Source organism: Allomuricauda sp. M10, assembly GCF_020782875.1.
GTDB lineage: Bacteria > Bacteroidota > Bacteroidia > Flavobacteriales > Flavobacteriaceae > Flagellimonas.
Genome location: NZ_JAJGBN010000002.1, coordinates 760,626 through 776,826, shown reverse-complemented (window position 1 = coordinate 776,826; position 16,201 = coordinate 760,626). Strand labels below are relative to the sequence as shown.

Below are 16,201 nucleotides of genomic sequence, written 5' to 3'. Positions count from 1 at the left end.
GGAATATAGGTTGATTTTTAAAAATTCTTTTCCGGCGGGTCTGGTTCGGGCATCAACTTTGGCATATGGATCACTACTTCGGTACCCAGTGGTTTACCCGATTTTTCATCCACCAGATCATGGATGGCAAAATTGAAATCACCCTGATATTTTTTGGAAAAGAAATCCAAACGATCCTTGATGATGGATAGTCCCAAGGATTGTCCTTTTAATGGATTTTGTATGTTTTTGGCGCGCGAGGCCTGTCTTCCGATCCCATTGTCCGATATAATGATCTTCAAAGGGTCCGATGGATCTTTCCCTTCTACTTTAATGGTCAATTTCTTCTTTCCGGCTCGGGTGGATAGTCCGTGCCATATGGAATTTTCAACAAAAGGCTGTAAAAGCAGCGAGGGTACCAAAATGATATGGGCAGGAATGTCCTTGTCCATTGCCAAGGTGTATTCCATGCCATTTTTAAAGCGATCGCTCTCAATCTCCACGTACATTTTAATGATGTTGAGCTCTTCATCCAAGGTAATCAGGTCTTTTCGCGAGCTTTCCAAAATCCCTCGGATCAATTTGGAAAATCGGCCTAGGTAATAGATCGCCTTTTCCTGGTTGTTCTCAATAAAATAGGATTTAATGGAATTGAGGGCGTTGAAGATAAAATGTGGGTTCATCTGGCTACGAAGCGCTTCCAACCGAAGTTGTGAAATTTTGTTCTCCACCTTTATCGCCAGTTTTTCCGACCGTTCTTTTTGCGCTTCGGTGCTGAGACCTACGATCTCTGCCTTGGTCTGTACCAATTCATCGGAAAGGGCCTTGTTTATGCTTTCCTTTATGGATTGGTTCTCTTCGAGCTGGCCAATGTATTTTCGCTGCACATGCGCTTTTTGTACATACACCATTTTCTGTTCCAAGCCTATCGCCAAAGCAAACATCAAACTTTCCAACAACACCCCCACATAAAAAATATAAAGGGTTTCCGAATTGGCCGTTTTGGCCTTGATCGAATAAAGTGAAATGATTATATAGGAAATGAACAATGATGTCATCCCCAATAGAATGTACCATTTAATGATCCTGTTTTGTTTGATTACAAGAATAAAGCCCCATACAAAGGCGATCAGGTTCATAGGCAGTAACAAGAACACTTCACAGTAATCGATGAGATATGATCTAGGGTTAAATAGAAAAACTCCCCATAACGAAAAATAAAGTGGCGCTATGCCCCAGTAGCCCCATTTTACAAACTTTACAAACTTGGGATAGTCCTTCTTAAAGTCCATGATCTCCGCGATGAAGAAAGTGAAGAGAATGGAGGCCATCCATTGCGCGGGATAGTGGAACCATCGGGTAAAAAGTCTTCCTGATGCTTCATTAAAAAAGTCGGTAAAAAAAACGCCTTCCACGTACTTCATCAGGGTCATTCCAGTGACCAGGGCATATAGGGCATAAAAGAGGTAAAATCGTTTTTTGTGCTGAAAAAACTGGATCAGAAAAAACACAAAGAGGTAAAAAAGTACGGACACCACAAAGAAGCCAAATCCGTTTTGGTTACTCTCTGCAAAAAAATCCGAAACCCCTTGGAACATACTTAGATCTTATTGGGCCATCCGGTGTAGAAAGGCATCTTTTTTATTTCTTGAAATAGGGATCTTGCTGTTGTTGGAAAGTACCAAATAGCCATCGTTCCTGATGTATTCATCAACTTTGAGCAAATGCACGATGTACGAATTATGAATCCTGAAAAACAACCGGGCAGGTAGAAGGTCTTCCAGTTCCTTGAGCTTTTTGGACACCAAAATCTGTTCCCCCGATTCCAGATAAACCTTGGAATAATTCCCGTCGGATTCACAATACACAATATCCGAAACACGTAGAAAAAGGATTTTACCGCTAACGGGAATTTGGATCAATTGCGGTGCGCTGGCTTTTGATAGCGCCTCAAAGGTCTGTTGAAATTGATGCTGAAAGCTTTGCTGGCCGTTCAGCTTTTTCAGTTTATCAATAACCCCTTGAATATCGTCTTGATCTACGGGTTTCAACAAATAATCCACCGCACTTTCCTTTATGGCCTGAATGGCATATTGGTTATAGGCCGTGGTGATCACAATGGCAAAATTGCGGTATTCCAGTTTGTCCAATAGCGAAAAACCACTCATTTCGGGCATTTCAATATCAAGAAAAACACAATCGGGCTTTAGGTAGTTGATCCCCGAAATAGCCTCCTTGGGCGAAGTAAAGGTTTCGATCACGGAGATAAAATCCGGATACTTTCGCAATTCCCATGAAAGGCTGTTTATGGCAGCCGCTTCATCATCCACAATGATAGCCCGCATAGTTTGAGTGTTGAATCTTCCAAATTATACATTGAAACGAAAATCTGTATCAGCATAATGATACATGGTATGAATGGATGTATGTACTACGGTTTTGACGTATGGATCGCAAATAGGATCGGTAAATTGTTTCGATTGGTTATCCGTACAAAAAATGCCTATCGGAACGAATTCGTTTGGACATCCTATCACAATTCAACATCGCCCAGCAAACCTTACTTCTAATTTGGCCGATCTAAACCCACAAAAAAATTAAAAACATGAAAACAAATCTTTTAACTGTAAAAACCTTTTTGTTGATGGCCATATCCGTTGTGTTGATCACTTCCTGTTCTTCTGACGACGGGGAAGATGGTGCTACAGGACCTCAAGGGGAACAAGGTGCTACAGGACCTCAAGGGCCACAGGGAGACCAGGGTGAGCAAGGGGAAACAGGCACAGCAAACGTGATGTACTCCGATTGGGTGAATACCGAATTGGGTAACAGTATTGCCGCTAGTTCAGCTTCCTTTGATATTGATGCCCCAGAAGTTGACCCAGACATGTTGAACTTTGGGACCATTTTGGTTTATGGTAGACGCATTGATGTTGTTGATGGTAATACGGTGTACCAACTACCTATGGTATTTGGAGCTGCAAGACAGCAATCTTACTTTTTCGTGGCTACCGACGGCAATATCCGAATTTCTGTCCACGCCAATGAAGAAGGTGATACTGTAGGCGATGGTACCTTTTTGGCCCAATACCGCTATGTGTTGATTCCGGGTGGAGTTTCCACTTCTGGTAAATCAGGTTCTGGAGTGGATTTTTCCAAAATGACCTACGAAGAGGTTGTTGCTTATTTCAATATTCCTGAATAAAACCAAGGCCCCAGCATAATGTTGGGGCCTCATTGTCTTCATTATGAAACATCTATTATACTTCATATTGGCTTTGCTGCCATTCTTTGGCACATCCCAAGAAAAAACTACTGCCATCAAAGTCAGTGCAAGGGCCGTTCATATGGATCGAACACCGACTTTTAAGGCAACCTTATCGCTCAGTCCTGTTTTTTCCAGCTATGTGGCAGACGGAATGGACCTGGAACAATTGAAATCCCATTTCAGAAAGGCACTAGAAACTAAAGGCATAGCCTGGGAAGAACTCAAAGAAACCCCTTATGAATTTGGTTTTGAGACCATGGGATACGATAAGGATGGTGCCGTTTACGAATTTACCACCACATCAGTTGAAAAAATGCGGGCTTTTTTGGGAATCAAATCCCTTGGGCTTCAACGATTGAATGCCATCGCCCTCTTTGAAATAGATGAAGCAGAAGCAAAAACCTTGTACCAATCCGCAATGCAGGATGCCCGTTCCAAAGCGGCAGCCATTGCAAAAACTTTGGACAAGGAATTGGATGATGTTTTGATCGCAGAGGACACCCAATATGTTGGAAAACAAGTGGAAACCACCATTTACTACGACCGTCCGGTTGGAGAATTCATTTACTCCCTACTAGTCACCTTTTCAACTAAGTAGTACTTCATTCTATATCAAAAAGTCTCATGAAACCTTTTGTAAATACCCTACTTATAACCTCGGTACTGCTATTGCTCCTTTCGTGTTCAAAAGATTCCGAGAGCAAATCGAATCAAAAAGCATATTTCCCCAAAACTATTTCCTTGGCTTACGGTTCCGGTGAAACTGTTCTATATCAGTTGTCATACAATTCAAAAAATCAGCTGGCCCAAATGACGATAGAGCGAAATTCTTTGGATGAAACCACCCAACTTATATCCAATTTCGACTATAATGATACGGGTATGTTGGTGAATATTTCATCGGAAGATGTGCTTAGCGGTTCGCAGTACAACTTTACTTTTGACCATGGCGTGAACGGGACCGTTACCAATGTGGGTTTTATGATTGACGATGTGGAATACGACTTGTCCACAACTTATAACGAAAGTGACGAAATCCATTACCTAATCGAAGGGGATTTGGCGAACTTGCCAACCGAATGGCGTTTCGACCCCGATGGGCAACTCATCAAAATAGCCATTGCAGAAAATAACTATACCCTTCAGTTTTCTGAGGTCGACGAAGGTGTTTTCCACTACCTGAAACCGCAGAATGCCCTAGTAATTTGGCATGGACTGATGTTTTATCTGTCCCCATTTGAGCTGTTCTTCTTTAGTCGGCACGACATCGCTTTGATACAGACAGAAGATGCTGGTTATCTCTTTCAAAACAAAGTCTGGGACGGCAATGGAAATCTGGTCTCATTCCAAGTAAAGCCCAATGTTCCTCTCGGGCCGACCATCAACTATGTTGTGGAGTATGAAACCAAGAACCTTTAACAACACCATGAAAAAATATTCGATTTTAGGCATTTGTATGTTCATCATTCTGGCTTGCAGTAATGACAATGATTCACAATCCGTTGATTTCCATTATGCATCAGAAATTTTTGAAGTAGCCTTTCGTTCACAGGGAACCATTCCCCAACCGTCAATCCAATGGCCAAAAGAAGAGGGAACTTTTTCATTAAAAAATCCCATTGAGGGATTGACCATTGATGAAAACACTGGAGCCTTATCCATAGAAAGAAGCTTGCAAGTGGGCGAGCATGAGGTTACGGTCATTGCCCAAAGCGGCTCCCAAAGCTGGGAAACCCGTTTTTTATTGACCAGCATTTTGAAATACACTTTCTGGGTCGGTGGAAGAAACAACGATCCCAATTCAGAAGAAGTGGAATACAATTCCATACTCCAACTTTATGAGGATGGAACCTTGGACATTGAACTGATCGACGAATTGGGGTCGGAAGGTGTAGGGGTATGGTCCATCGATGGTGATGCCATTCAAATGTGGTTGTGTACCTATTGCAATGACATGGATCCCCAAGATGTTCCCCAAACGGATGAGCATTCTTATTTTGAAGGTGTTTTGGAAAATGACATACTCGATGCAACAATTACCGGGGAGTGGTATGTAGTCCGTTTTGATCCCGATTCCACCACCCAATACGGCAATTTTGTCTTCGAATGGGACTGATGCAATCTTATCTCCCAAAAAAAGCTCCTTAAGGAGCTTTTTTTGTTCTAAGCAGTATCAAATATTCAGTTTTTTCTTATAACCTTTCTAAATAAGAGGTTTCAAACGTTTTATTACTTGTTAAAAACTTGTCCGTACTGTAAATTTGTTGAAAAACTAACTTCTAATGAGTTTGATAAAATCTTCGTTGGCCCGGAAATATGTAATGGCACTTTCGGGTCTTTTTTTGGTCACCTTTTTGCTGCTGCATGTGACCATCAATTTGGCTTCGGTGCTTTCCCCCGATTTTTTTAACGAAGCTTCCCACTTTATGGGCTACAATCCGTTGGTCCAGTTTCTGATGCAACCCATTTTGATCATTGGTGTAATCGTGCATTTTGTGATGGGCTTTGTTCTAGAAATCCAGAATAAAAAAGCGAGGAGCATCGGTTACGTAAAATATAACGGAAGCGCAAACGCACCGTGGGTATCCCGAAACATGATTTATTCCGGATTAGTGGTACTCGCCTTTTTGGCCTTGCACTTCTACGATTTTTGGGTTCATGAAATGGCCTACAAGTACGTAGAAGCAAATCCAGAAGATCCCACCCGTTACTACCATGAGACCGTAGAGAAATTTGCACCTATCTGGAGAACGGTATTGTATGTGATTTCTTTTGTGCTCCTTGGTCTTCACCTGTGGCACGGCTTTGCATCCTCGTTCCAATCCATGGGGGTCAACAACAAATACACTCCCAACATTAAAAAATGCGCCAAAACATTTGCGGTGGTGGTTCCCCTATTGTTTGCCTTTATCGCGATCTATCATCACCTTAACCCAATAACACATTAATTATGGGCATAATGGATTCTAAAATTCCATCTGGGCCATTGGCCGACAAATGGACCAAACATAAGAACGACATCAATCTTGTTAACCCAGCCAACAAAAGGAACATCGATATCATCGTTGTTGGAACAGGGCTTGCCGGTGGTGCAGCTGCAGCAACATTGGCCGAGTTGGGTTATAATGTTAAAACCTTTTGTTATCAAGATTCTCCACGAAGGGCACACTCAATCGCCGCCCAAGGAGGTATCAACGCAGCGAAAAATTATCAAGGAGATGGTGACAGCAACTACCGTCTTTTCTACGATACCATCAAAGGAGGTGATTACCGTTCTCGTGAGGCCAACGTATACCGATTGGCCGAAGTATCAGGAAACATCATAGACCAATGCGTGGCACAAGGCGTTCCTTTTGCCCGTGAATATGGAGGTATGTTGGACAACCGCTCCTTTGGAGGGGTTTTGGTTTCCCGTACTTTCTACGCGAAAGGACAGACCGGACAGCAATTGTTGTTGGGTGCCTATTCTGCCATGAACCGTCAGATCAACCGTGGTAAGATCCAATCCTTCACCCGCCATGAAATGATGGATTTGGTTTTGGTGGATGGCAAAGCGCGTGGTATCATTGCCCGTGACTTGGTATCTGGAAAAATTGAAAGACACAGTGCCCACGCCGTGGTTTTGGCCACTGGAGGGTATGGAAACGTGTTCTTCCTTTCCACGAACGCTATGGGAAGTAACGTAATGGCCGCTTGGAGAGCACACCGAAAAGGTGCTTTCTTCGCCAATCCATGCTTTACCCAAATCCACCCGACCTGTATTCCGGTTTCAGGTGATCATCAATCCAAATTGACCTTGATGTCCGAATCGCTCCGTAACGACGGCCGCATTTGGGTTCCCAAGAAAATGAAAGATGCCGTGGCCATCCGTGAAGGAAAATTGAAGCCTACTCAAATTGCCGAAGAAGACCGCGACTATTATTTGGAAAGAAGATATCCTGCTTTTGGTAACCTAGTGCCCCGTGATGTGGCCTCTAGGGCTGCCAAGGAGCGTTGCGATGCCGGATTCGGTGTGAACAAGACCGGAGAGGCCGTGTATTTGGATTTTGCTTCCGCCATCAAACGATATGGAAAAGAAAAAGCGATGACTTCGGGTATCAAAGATCCGGACGAAGCCACCATCATCAAATTGGGTGAAGAGGTTATCGAAGCCAAGTATGGTAACCTTTTCCAGATGTATGAAAAAATCGTGGACGAGAATCCATATAAGACCCCAATGAAAATCTATCCAGCGGTACACTATACCATGGGCGGACTTTGGGTGGATTATAACCTGCAGACCACCATTCCTGGTTGTTACGCTGCCGGTGAAGCAAACTTTAGCGATCACGGAGCCAACCGTTTGGGTGCCTCTGCCTTGATGCAGGGTCTAGCCGACGGATATTTTGTGTTACCATATACGATTGGGGATTATTTGTCCAAAGACATTAGGACCGGTAAAATTCCAACCGATTCTGCAGCATTCGACGAGGCTGAAAAACAGGTTCGCGATCGCATGGAAAAATTGATGTCCGGTTCTGGTATCCATTCCGTGGATTACTATCACAAAAAGCTGGGTAAGATCATGTGGAACAAATGTGGTATGGCCCGTAATGCCAAAGGATTGGAAGAAGCCATCAAGGAGATTTCCGAACTGAGAAAGGATTTCTGGGAAAACGTAAAAGTGACCGGCACCATCGAATCCAAAAACCAAGAATTGGAAAAAGCCGGAAGAGTGGCCGATTTCTTGGAGTTGGGAGAATTGTTCGCCAAGGATGCCTTGCAAAGGAACGAATCCTGTGGAGGTCACTTCCGTGAGGAGTACCAGACCGAAGAAGGCGAAGCCCTTCGTGATGATGAGAACTTCAAATTTGTGGCCGCTTGGGAATACGTGGGCGAGCCTAAGGATGCCAAATTGCACAAAGAGGATTTGGTATACGAAAACATTGAACTTAAAACAAGGAGTTATAAATAGTTGAAAGTTGATGGTTGATGGGAAACCAAACAACGAACAACAAACAACGAACAACTACATAACTATGAAATTATATCTAAAAATATGGCGTCAAAAAGACGCATCTTCACCAGGTAAAATAGTTGATTATACCCTTGACGGTGTTGAAGGGGACATGTCTTTCTTGGAAATGTTGGACATCCTTAACGAGGAATTGGTCTCCAAAGGAGAAGAGCCCGTGGAATTTGACCACGACTGTAGGGAAGGTATCTGCGGAACCTGTTCCTTGCAGATTAATGGCGAACCCCATGGCCCGGATAGATTGGTGACCACTTGCCAATTGCACATGCGCAAGTTCAACGATGGCGATACCATTGTGATCGAACCGTTCCGTGCCAATGCGTTCCCCGTAATCAAGGATTTGATTGTGGACCGTAGTGCTTTTGACAGGATCCAACAAGCTGGAGGTTACATTTCCGTGAATACTTCTGGAAATACGGTTGACGCCAACTGTATTCCGATCAACAAACACGATGCAGATGAGGCGATGGATGCTGCTACTTGTATTGGTTGTGGTGCCTGTGTGGCCGCTTGTAAAAATGCCAGCGCCATGTTGTTCACCTCAGCTAAAGTTTCCCAATTTGCTTTGCTACCACAAGGTAGGGTCGAAGCTGTAGAACGTGTACAAAACATGGTCCGCCAAATGGATCTCGAAGGTTTTGGAAACTGTACCAACACGGGAGCTTGCGAAGTGGAATGCCCTAAAGGCATTTCATTGACCAACATTGCCCGTATGAACCGGGAATACCTTTCCGCTTCGTTGAAGGGATAACCTTTTATCATATTAAATTAGAAAACCCAAATTCCGGATGGAGTTTGGGTTTTTTGTTTTCTAAAATGTGAATTTTGATCTCGGTCCCTGAGCGTAGTCGAAGGGACCTTAAAGACTAAGTCATTAAGGCTATGATGGAGATTCTTCGTTCGCTACGCTCGCTCAGAATGACACTTGGTTGTCAATCTCAACTACAACAAGCAGCTTTTGTAATCAACCTCATACACAACTTAACAGGCTGAAATGTGATTCCGTAGAGATTCTTCGTTCGCTGAGCTCACTCAGAATGACAATCTCCACTTAATCCTATTAGGTTCTGTGTCATTCTGAACAACGTGAAGAATTCTTTCTTTTAATCAAATGCAAAACCTAAAACATGAAAACCTGTAAATTGTGTTGAAATCAAATATTTGAAGAATTGGTGCAATTCGTGTCAAACCTGATTACACATTAAGGATTCTTCGCCATGCTCAGAATGACATTCCATAGCTAGGCCATATTTTCGCTGAAACCTTTGTAAATTGTCCTATGCCCAAAAAATATCCACAGGAACGCATTAAAGTACCTCGTTTCAATGAGGAAGAGGGGTTTTACACCACCCCAGAGCGTTCCAAGATCATGGGCAAGATCCGCGGCAAGAACACCAAGCCAGAATTGGCCTTTAGAAAAGCGTTGTGGGAAGCAGGCTATCGTTATCGCATCAACTACAAAAAACTCATTGGGAAGCCCGATATTGCCCTAAAAAAGTATAAAACGGTCATCTTCATCGATGGGGAGTTCTGGCACGGATACAATTGGGAAGAACGAAAGGACAAAGTGAAGACCAACCGTGAATTTTGGATCGCCAAAATTGAAAGGAACATTCAACGGGATGAAGAAGTAAACCAAGCTTTGGATGAAATGGGTTATAAGGTGTTCCGGTTTTGGGAAACGGAAGTGAAAAAGAACCTTAATGAATGTTTAGAGGAAGTCCTCGCCCATTTGCAAGAAATCAAAGTTGCTTTTTGACCACTTTGAAGATTTGGAGTACATCATCCAATGACAGCTCAAAATCTTGATATTCGGGTGAGGTATTCAAATTATGACACTGAATGGTCCTGAACTGTTTGTTAAACCCTGTAAGCTGTTTACAGATAATTCTATCCGCACAAACCAAAATGTAGGGTTGATTCCAAAAAGTTTCATTGCCACGGCTCAAACTTTCCTTTTTGAGTTCAAGTCCCAATACAAAGGCCTTGTTGGGTATAGCGTCCACACTACCATCATTCATGGAATCACCGGAAACTTCAAAGACCCGATGGGGTTCATCGGCCAAAAAGTCGATGACAAAGCCTGCCTGAAATGGATTTTGCATGCCTTCCTTGTTGAAGCTTTCCACATACCTCTTTTGCCATTCCATTAAAACCAAGGGTGCCATCACCAAATATTTGCCATAATCCAACGGATAGAACACGCTGCCCTGTTTGGTAAAAGGCTGTTTTTTGGTGTAGGCCTCTCCCATATCGTTCACCTCATGCATATAAAGCTCGGCAATGGTAAGTCCAAAGTACTCGGCTATCTTGGTAAGGTTCTTTATGGGAATATTGGCGTCTTTCCTTTCGTAGAGTTGGATTGTGCGCAAGCTCACACCGATTTCTTTACCCAATTCTGATTGGCTTATATTTTTTTTACGCCGTAATTGCTTAATTATATACATTTAATTTCTATATTGTGTAATATTGTTACGCAATATGCACTAGCCGCAGCAATTTCTCTGCTTTTCTGTAATTGGGTTACAGGCCAAATATAGAAAATAGGATTTGACCCCAACAAGATATTGATCATTCTCAACAGAAATTATATGGGTTCCATCAAAGACCTTGGCTTTGTCATTAAAAGTGACATGATCTTTAACGAATGTGATTATGGCAAACCGATCAGTGAACGCCTGTCGGAAGTTATCCGCAGAAACGTTTCCAAAGATGATTTTGCCAACATTGCCATTCAGAGTCAGGTGAGCTTTTCCACCATTCGGGATGTGGTCTACCGCACCAACAGCCTTACCAAGCTAAATTCCCAGGCCATTGCATTACTCATACATGCCGCTTTTGAAAATTCCATTGCTTACAAGCTTCGTGCTGAAGGAGACAATATGTTTTTGGGGAAATTATTGAAGGTCTAAACGGAGCAGCCAATCGGTCTGTTTGTCGGACCCGATGTAGTAAGGGTGTTCATCAAACTTTTCAAAACCGTGTCTTTGGTAAAATTTGATGGCTTTTGGATTCTCTTCCCAAACGCCCAACCAAATAAAGGTTTTACCCATTCCCTTTGCCAAGCCAATGATCTGATGGATCATCCAGGCGCCAATCTGTTTTCCTTGATGGGACTCCAGTACATAGATGCGTTCAATTTCTACGGCATCTGGATTTTTGATATCCGTTTGGGAATCGTTCAGGTTCAGTTTGAAGTATCCTACCAAAACCTCATCTTCAAAAACAAAATAGAAAAACGAATGGGTATCATCGAGTTCGGAGGCCATTTTATCTGGGTGAAATGCCTTTTTCAGATAATCATTAAAATCCTTGGGATCGTTGGCCTGTTCAAAAGCCGCCGCAAATGTTTCCCTTGAAATGCGAATCAAGGTATCCAAATCGTTAGGGGTACATTCACGGAAGGTAAGGGCCATCCTCTGGTTTTTGCTTAAAAATATCGCAAAAAAAAGAGCCTAACAAAGTTGTTGGCTCCGAATTTTTCAGGGGGAAGGATTTAAAGTCTAAAGCATGAACAGCTTTTTGATCAAAAGCATAAATCCTGTAAAAAAGTCGTTGCGGTAAACTTGAACGCTTTCGTCCATTGTGTTGTTAGATTTGAGGGCCATGGTAGTCTGGTTTTAGGATATTAATTTGGGTGATTTAATCGATATAACCAAATGTAAATCCGATAAACGGCAAATTAAAACTTATGTTGTGTAATGATTTCTTTTTGTTGTAAAAAAACGGTTGGTATTTGCTAAATCATCATTTCGGGGATTTCTCCTTCAACCAACAACTTTCCTTCTGTTGCCTTTACAATTTCCTCCACTGAAACTCCAGGAGCTCTTTCCAGTAATTTGAAACCATGAACTGTGACCTCCAAAACAGCCAGATTGGTCACAATTTTCTTCACACATCCGACACCAGTAAGTGGAAGGGTACATCTTTTCAAAAGTTTAGATTCGCCCTCCCGATTGGTATGCATCATGGCCACGATGATATTTTCCGCAGAAGCCACCAAATCCATGGCGCCGCCCATCCCTTTTACCATTTTACCCGGAATCTTCCAATTGGCTATATCACCATTTTCGGAAACCTCCATGGCACCCAAAATGGTAAGGTGAACGTGCTTGCCCCGAATCATCGCAAAACTCGTCGCAGAGTCAAAAAATGAGGCCCCTGGTAAGGTGGTAATAGTCTGCTTTCCTGCGTTGATGATATCCGGGTCTTCGTCTCCTTCAAACGGGAAGGGTCCCATGCCCAAAACCCCATTTTCACTTTGAAATTCCACACTGATATCATCCCGTACAAAATTGGCCACCAACGTTGGAATACCGATCCCTAAGTTCACATAATACCCGTCCTTGACTTCCTTTGCTATCCGCTTTGCTATTCCGTTCTTATCTAACATAGTTTGAAAATTTCTCGATTGTTCAATTTGAAAGTTTAGCCCTCTTACTAGAGGAAATAATTTTTGAAATGATCAATATTATTGACCTAAGTTCCCCAATCAACTCATCATTTGGAGACGGATAATGAATGGAATCACGACAAAGCCCCAACCAATATTCCAATTCATCAGCTTCTTTTGCAGCTATTTTAAATTTATGAATGAAATCGGCCAAACTTTCCGCATTTTGGGCTTCCCTAATATTTGCACCAATTGAAGTTCCGCTTCTAAAAATCTGTGAGGCCATTTCGAACTTATTATGACCTCTAATGATTTCTGAAAACTCGATGATATTGAGGGAAAATTCAAAAGTCTTGCCAACTATTAAATTTTGCTTGTCATCTCTCATTTTCAAATTAAGTGATTGGTTAATTATTTAATTGGTCTGACGGTTCTTTGTTCAATTCGCTTCTCATATTGTTCTCCTTGGAAAATACGCTGTACAAATATGCCCGGGATATGGATTTCGTTGGGGGCCAAACTTCCAGCAGGAAGCAATTCTTCCACTTCTGCCACGGTAATGGTCGCGGCCCCGCACATGCAGGGATTAAAGTTCCTTGCGGTTCCTTTAAAAATGAGGTTACCAGCCTCATCTCCTTTCCACGCTTTCACAAAAGAGAAATCTGCTTTAAAAGCAGGTTCCAAAACGTACATTTTACCATCAAATTCTCGGGTTTCCTTGCCTTCTGCCACTTCGGTGCCATAACCCGCCGGGGTATAAAATGCTGGAAAACCAGCCTGGGCCGCACGGCATTTTTCGGCGAGGGTTCCTTGTGGGGTCAACTCCACTTCCAATTCGCCACTGAGCATCTGGCGTTCAAACTCATCATTTTCACCTACATAGGAGGATATCATTTTTTTAATCTGATGATTTTGAAGCAGCAAACCCAAACCAAAATCATCCACCCCTGCGTTGTTGGAAATACAGGTAATATCCTTGACGCCCAACCGAACCAATTCGGCAATGGCATTTTCAGGGATGCCACAAAGTCCAAATCCACCCAGCATAAAGGTCATCCCATCTTGTACCCCATGGAGAGCCTGTTTTACATTAGCTACCGTTTTCTTGATCATCTAATTCTCATTTTTGATTGCCTGAAATTACGATTTAAATAAAAAAGCCCCAAGCAAATTGTACGTTGCTTGGGGCTAAATATTCTTTAAAAGTTTTGTTCTAAAAGTCTAGACCGTCCAAATCATCTTCGGTATCCAAATCGTCATCGTTTTGTTGTGCCTCCTTGGAACAATCAATGTTTATCGACATATCTTCTGGAGCCTCAAAGGCATCTGTGGACACATCCAAATCCTTGTTGGCATAATTCTTTTTCATATACAAGGCCCAAATGGGGAGTGCCATGGTAGCCCCTTGTCCATAAAGAAGTCGATCAAAATGTATGGATCTTTCTTCCCCACCGACCCAAACACCGGTAACCAAATTGGGAACCATTCCCATAAACCATCCATCACTTTGGTTTTGGGTCGTACCCGTTTTTCCAGCTATGGGATTGTTCAATTCATACGGATAACCGGTCATAACTTCCTTATACATGGTTTGGTTTTTACCGTAAGTATGGCGCAACCTTCCTCCAGAACCATATTGGGTAACCCCTTCCATCAAATTGACCATGGCATAGGCTACATCTTTGCTCAAAACATCTTTGGTCTCAGGAGTGTATTCATAGAGTACGGTACCGTTCTTGTCCTCTATACGGGTTACCATCACAGGTTTTACATATACTCCTTGGTTGGCAAATGTGCCATATGCCCCTACCATTTCAAACACGTTAATATCCAACGTTCCCAAGGCAATGGAAGGCACTTCTGGAATGTCCTTAGTGACACCCATATTCCTGGCTATGGACACTACCGATCCTGGACCTACCCTATCAATCAATTGGGCGGTAACAGTATTCACGGAGTTGGCCAGTGCACTCTTAAGGGTCATGTTTTCCCCGGAATATTTACCATCTGAATTTTTAGGACACCAGGCATCAATATTTCCATGTTTGCCCGGTTCAATGCAATATTGGTTGTCTGGAAGGGTATAGCAGGGGGAATAACGCAATTGGTCAATGGCGGCAGCGTACACAAAAGGTTTGAAGGTAGAACCTGCTTGTCTGGCACCCTGAATTACGTTATCATATTGGAAATGTTTGTAATCAATTCCGCCTACCCATGCTTTTACATGCCCGGTTTGGGGCTCCATGGACATCATGGCCGTCCTTAAAAAGGTTTTGTAATATCGGATGGAATCCAACGGCGTCATGGTGGTGTCCTTTTCATAGGAATCGCTGTTCCAATCAAAAACGGTCATTTCGGCTTTTTGATGGAAGGTGGCTTCTATCTCCTTGTCGGACAAACCTTCATTTTTCAGATGGCGCCATCTTTCTGACCGATGCATGGAATTCCTTAAAATGGTGTCGATGGCCCCTTTTGAAATATCCAAAAACGGAGCGGTCGGGTTACGTTTTGGCGTATTTTGATTGAAAAACTCGGCCTGCAAATTTTTCATGTGTTCCTGAACGGCTTCTTCTGCATTTCGTTGCATGCGGGAATCCACGGTGGTGTATACCTTTAGCCCGTCCAAGTAAATGTTCCATTTTTCGCCATCCGGCTTTGGATTTTTATCTACCCATCCGTTCAACCAACGTTGCATGTACATCCTAAAATAGGTGGCCAATCCTTCCCTGTGCGATTCTGGATTGAAATTGATTTTCATTTCCAGTTTCTGCAAAGAGTCTTTTTCTTTTTCAGTGATGAAATCGTACTTGGCCATCTGTCCCAAAACCGTATTCCTTCGATCGAGTACCAATTGCCTTCTACGCATAGGGTTGTAATAGGATGAGTTTTTCAGCATCCCGACCAATACGGCCGATTCTTCGGTCCTCAATTCAAAAGGTTCCTTGCCGAAATAAATCCTGGCCGCGGAACGGATTCCATCCGCATTATAATTGAAATCATAGATATTCAGGTACATGGCTATGATTTCCTCTTTGGTATAATTACGTTCCAATCGAGTGGCAATAACCCATTCCTGAACTTTTTGTATCAAGGCATTGGTGGTACTTTCCTTATCCCTAACTCCAATAAAAAGTTGTCTTGCCAACTGTTGGGATATGGTACTTGCCCCTCCTTTTCTACCCAAATAGGCCAAGGCACGTGCAAAACCAATGGCATCAATACCGGAGTGATCATAATATCTGGCATCTTCGGTGGCCACCAAGGCGTTCACCAAATTTTTTGGCAGGTTTTCATAGGCAATCGGGGTTCGGTTGTCATCCAAATAAAGCTTCCCCAAAGTTTCCCCATCGGATGAAATAAATTCAGTAGCCAAATTGGTCTCGGGGTTTTCCAACCTTTCAAAAGTGGGCATCTCCCCGAAGGCACCCCAAGAGGCCAGTAGAAAAACGAGGATTACCGAAAGTACTCCAACTCCGAAAAGAATCCAGAACCATTTTATGAATTTAATGAAGCTTTGTTGTTGCTTTTGACCGGTCTTTGCCATTGT

At 42.8% G+C, this 16,201-nt stretch carries 17 protein-coding genes; 9 read left to right on the top strand and 8 right to left on the bottom strand.

The window, feature by feature from the left end; genetic code table 11:
• Positions 1-17: 17 nt before the first annotated feature.
• Positions 18-1,577 carry a histidine kinase gene (locus LKX84_RS08575; RefSeq protein ID WP_228236739.1) on the bottom strand — a complete coding sequence of 520 codons (1,560 nt, stop codon included), beginning with the start codon at positions 1,575-1,577 and terminating at the stop codon, positions 18-20.
• Between the two features lie 9 nt (positions 1,578-1,586).
• Positions 1,587-2,324, bottom strand: coding sequence for a LytR/AlgR family response regulator transcription factor (locus tag LKX84_RS08570; RefSeq protein WP_228236738.1), 738 nt, complete (start codon positions 2,322-2,324; stop codon positions 1,587-1,589).
• Positions 2,325-2,584: 260 nt separating this feature from the next.
• On the opposite strand from LKX84_RS08570, the gene LKX84_RS08565 reads away from it, so the two are divergent.
• The 8 genes from LKX84_RS08565 to LKX84_RS08530 all read left to right on the top strand — a co-directional run bounded on the left by LKX84_RS08565 (position 2,585) and on the right by LKX84_RS08530 (position 10,020).
• Positions 2,585-3,184, top strand: coding sequence for a collagen-like protein (locus LKX84_RS08565; RefSeq protein WP_228236825.1), 600 nt, complete (start codon positions 2,585-2,587; stop codon positions 3,182-3,184).
• Positions 3,185-3,227: 43 nt separating this feature from the next.
• Positions 3,228-3,845, top strand: coding sequence for an SIMPL domain-containing protein (locus LKX84_RS08560; RefSeq protein WP_228236737.1), 618 nt, complete (start codon positions 3,228-3,230; stop codon positions 3,843-3,845).
• A 26-nt stretch (positions 3,846-3,871) separates the two neighbouring features.
• The gene (locus tag LKX84_RS08555) at positions 3,872-4,666 is read left to right on the top strand and encodes a hypothetical protein (protein WP_228236736.1); all 795 of its coding nucleotides are present in this window, start codon (positions 3,872-3,874) and stop codon (positions 4,664-4,666) included.
• Positions 4,647-5,363: a hypothetical protein gene (locus LKX84_RS08550; protein ID WP_228236735.1), complete on the top strand. Its 717-nt coding sequence runs from the start codon at positions 4,647-4,649 to the stop codon at positions 5,361-5,363. The genes LKX84_RS08555 and LKX84_RS08550 overlap by 20 nt, the downstream gene beginning before the upstream one ends.
• A 166-nt stretch (positions 5,364-5,529) precedes the next feature.
• Positions 5,530-6,195, top strand: coding sequence for a succinate dehydrogenase cytochrome b subunit (locus tag LKX84_RS08545; protein ID WP_228236734.1), 666 nt, complete (start codon positions 5,530-5,532; stop codon positions 6,193-6,195).
• Positions 6,196-6,197: 2 nt separating this feature from the next.
• Positions 6,198-8,201 carry a fumarate reductase/succinate dehydrogenase flavoprotein subunit gene (locus LKX84_RS08540; protein WP_228236733.1) on the top strand — a complete coding sequence of 668 codons (2,004 nt, stop codon included), beginning with the start codon at positions 6,198-6,200 and terminating at the stop codon, positions 8,199-8,201.
• A gap of 64 nt (positions 8,202-8,265) precedes the next feature.
• Positions 8,266-9,012 (top strand): succinate dehydrogenase/fumarate reductase iron-sulfur subunit, encoded by a 747-nt coding sequence (locus tag LKX84_RS08535; RefSeq protein WP_228236732.1) that lies wholly within the window; start codon positions 8,266-8,268, stop codon positions 9,010-9,012.
• 528 nt (positions 9,013-9,540) lie between these two features.
• Positions 9,541-10,020 (top strand): very short patch repair endonuclease, encoded by a 480-nt coding sequence (locus tag LKX84_RS08530; protein WP_228236731.1) that lies wholly within the window; start codon positions 9,541-9,543, stop codon positions 10,018-10,020.
• Here the strand turns inward: LKX84_RS08530 and LKX84_RS08525 are convergent.
• Positions 10,004-10,708 carry a helix-turn-helix domain-containing protein gene (locus LKX84_RS08525; protein WP_228236729.1) on the bottom strand — a complete coding sequence of 235 codons (705 nt, stop codon included), beginning with the start codon at positions 10,706-10,708 and terminating at the stop codon, positions 10,004-10,006. The two genes, LKX84_RS08530 and LKX84_RS08525, sit on opposite strands and share 17 nt — an antisense overlap.
• Positions 10,709-10,852: 144 nt before the next feature.
• On the opposite strand from LKX84_RS08525, the gene LKX84_RS08520 reads away from it, so the two are divergent.
• The gene (locus tag LKX84_RS08520) at positions 10,853-11,173 is read left to right on the top strand and encodes a hypothetical protein (RefSeq protein ID WP_228236727.1); all 321 of its coding nucleotides are present in this window, start codon (positions 10,853-10,855) and stop codon (positions 11,171-11,173) included.
• On the opposite strand, the gene LKX84_RS08515 is transcribed toward LKX84_RS08520, so the two are convergent.
• From LKX84_RS08515 to LKX84_RS08495, 5 genes are all read right to left on the bottom strand, one after another.
• Positions 11,159-11,677, bottom strand: a complete 519-nt coding sequence (locus LKX84_RS08515; protein ID WP_228236725.1) for a GNAT family N-acetyltransferase — start codon at positions 11,675-11,677, stop codon at positions 11,159-11,161. The two genes, LKX84_RS08520 and LKX84_RS08515, sit on opposite strands and share 15 nt — an antisense overlap.
• A 323-nt stretch (positions 11,678-12,000) precedes the next feature.
• Positions 12,001-12,654 carry a 3-oxoacid CoA-transferase subunit B gene (locus tag LKX84_RS08510; protein WP_228236724.1) on the bottom strand — a complete coding sequence of 218 codons (654 nt, stop codon included), beginning with the start codon at positions 12,652-12,654 and terminating at the stop codon, positions 12,001-12,003.
• Between the two features lie 22 nt (positions 12,655-12,676).
• Entirely contained in the window at positions 12,677-13,042 is a 366-nt protein-coding gene (locus LKX84_RS08505; protein WP_228236722.1) for a four helix bundle protein, read from the bottom strand.
• Between the two features lie 23 nt (positions 13,043-13,065).
• Positions 13,066-13,767, bottom strand: coding sequence for a CoA transferase subunit A (locus tag LKX84_RS08500; protein ID WP_228236721.1), 702 nt, complete (start codon positions 13,765-13,767; stop codon positions 13,066-13,068).
• Positions 13,768-13,867: 100 nt separating this feature from the next.
• Positions 13,868-16,198, bottom strand: a complete 2,331-nt coding sequence (locus tag LKX84_RS08495; protein WP_228236719.1) for a penicillin-binding protein 1A — start codon at positions 16,196-16,198, stop codon at positions 13,868-13,870.
• Between the last annotated feature and the right edge of the window lie 3 nt (positions 16,199-16,201).

Excerpts from the sequence above, each read along its gene's own strand:
- LKX84_RS08575 (WP_228236739.1), bottom strand. The coding sequence starts at position 1,577 with ATGTTCCAAGGGGTTTCGGATTTTTTTGCAGAGAGTAACCAAAACGGA.
- LKX84_RS08570 (WP_228236738.1), bottom strand. The coding sequence starts at position 2,324 with ATGCGGGCTATCATTGTGGATGATGAAGCGGCTGCCATAAACAGCCTT.
- LKX84_RS08565 (WP_228236825.1), top strand. The coding sequence starts at position 2,585 with ATGAAAACAAATCTTTTAACTGTAAAAACCTTTTTGTTGATGGCCATA.
- LKX84_RS08560 (WP_228236737.1), top strand. The coding sequence starts at position 3,228 with ATGAAACATCTATTATACTTCATATTGGCTTTGCTGCCATTCTTTGGC.
- LKX84_RS08555 (WP_228236736.1), top strand. The coding sequence starts at position 3,872 with ATGAAACCTTTTGTAAATACCCTACTTATAACCTCGGTACTGCTATTG.
- LKX84_RS08550 (WP_228236735.1), top strand. The coding sequence starts at position 4,647 with ATGAAACCAAGAACCTTTAACAACACCATGAAAAAATATTCGATTTTA.
- LKX84_RS08545 (WP_228236734.1), top strand. The coding sequence starts at position 5,530 with ATGAGTTTGATAAAATCTTCGTTGGCCCGGAAATATGTAATGGCACTT.
- LKX84_RS08540 (WP_228236733.1), top strand. The coding sequence starts at position 6,198 with ATGGGCATAATGGATTCTAAAATTCCATCTGGGCCATTGGCCGACAAA.
- LKX84_RS08535 (WP_228236732.1), top strand. The coding sequence starts at position 8,266 with ATGAAATTATATCTAAAAATATGGCGTCAAAAAGACGCATCTTCACCA.
- LKX84_RS08530 (WP_228236731.1), top strand. The coding sequence starts at position 9,541 with ATGCCCAAAAAATATCCACAGGAACGCATTAAAGTACCTCGTTTCAAT.
- LKX84_RS08525 (WP_228236729.1), bottom strand. The coding sequence starts at position 10,708 with ATGTATATAATTAAGCAATTACGGCGTAAAAAAAATATAAGCCAATCA.
- LKX84_RS08520 (WP_228236727.1), top strand. The coding sequence starts at position 10,853 with ATGGGTTCCATCAAAGACCTTGGCTTTGTCATTAAAAGTGACATGATC.
- LKX84_RS08515 (WP_228236725.1), bottom strand. The coding sequence starts at position 11,677 with ATGGCCCTTACCTTCCGTGAATGTACCCCTAACGATTTGGATACCTTG.
- LKX84_RS08510 (WP_228236724.1), bottom strand. The coding sequence starts at position 12,654 with ATGTTAGATAAGAACGGAATAGCAAAGCGGATAGCAAAGGAAGTCAAG.
- LKX84_RS08505 (WP_228236722.1), bottom strand. The coding sequence starts at position 13,042 with ATGAGAGATGACAAGCAAAATTTAATAGTTGGCAAGACTTTTGAATTT.
- LKX84_RS08500 (WP_228236721.1), bottom strand. The coding sequence starts at position 13,767 with ATGATCAAGAAAACGGTAGCTAATGTAAAACAGGCTCTCCATGGGGTA.
- LKX84_RS08495 (WP_228236719.1), bottom strand. The coding sequence starts at position 16,198 with ATGGCAAAGACCGGTCAAAAGCAACAACAAAGCTTCATTAAATTCATA.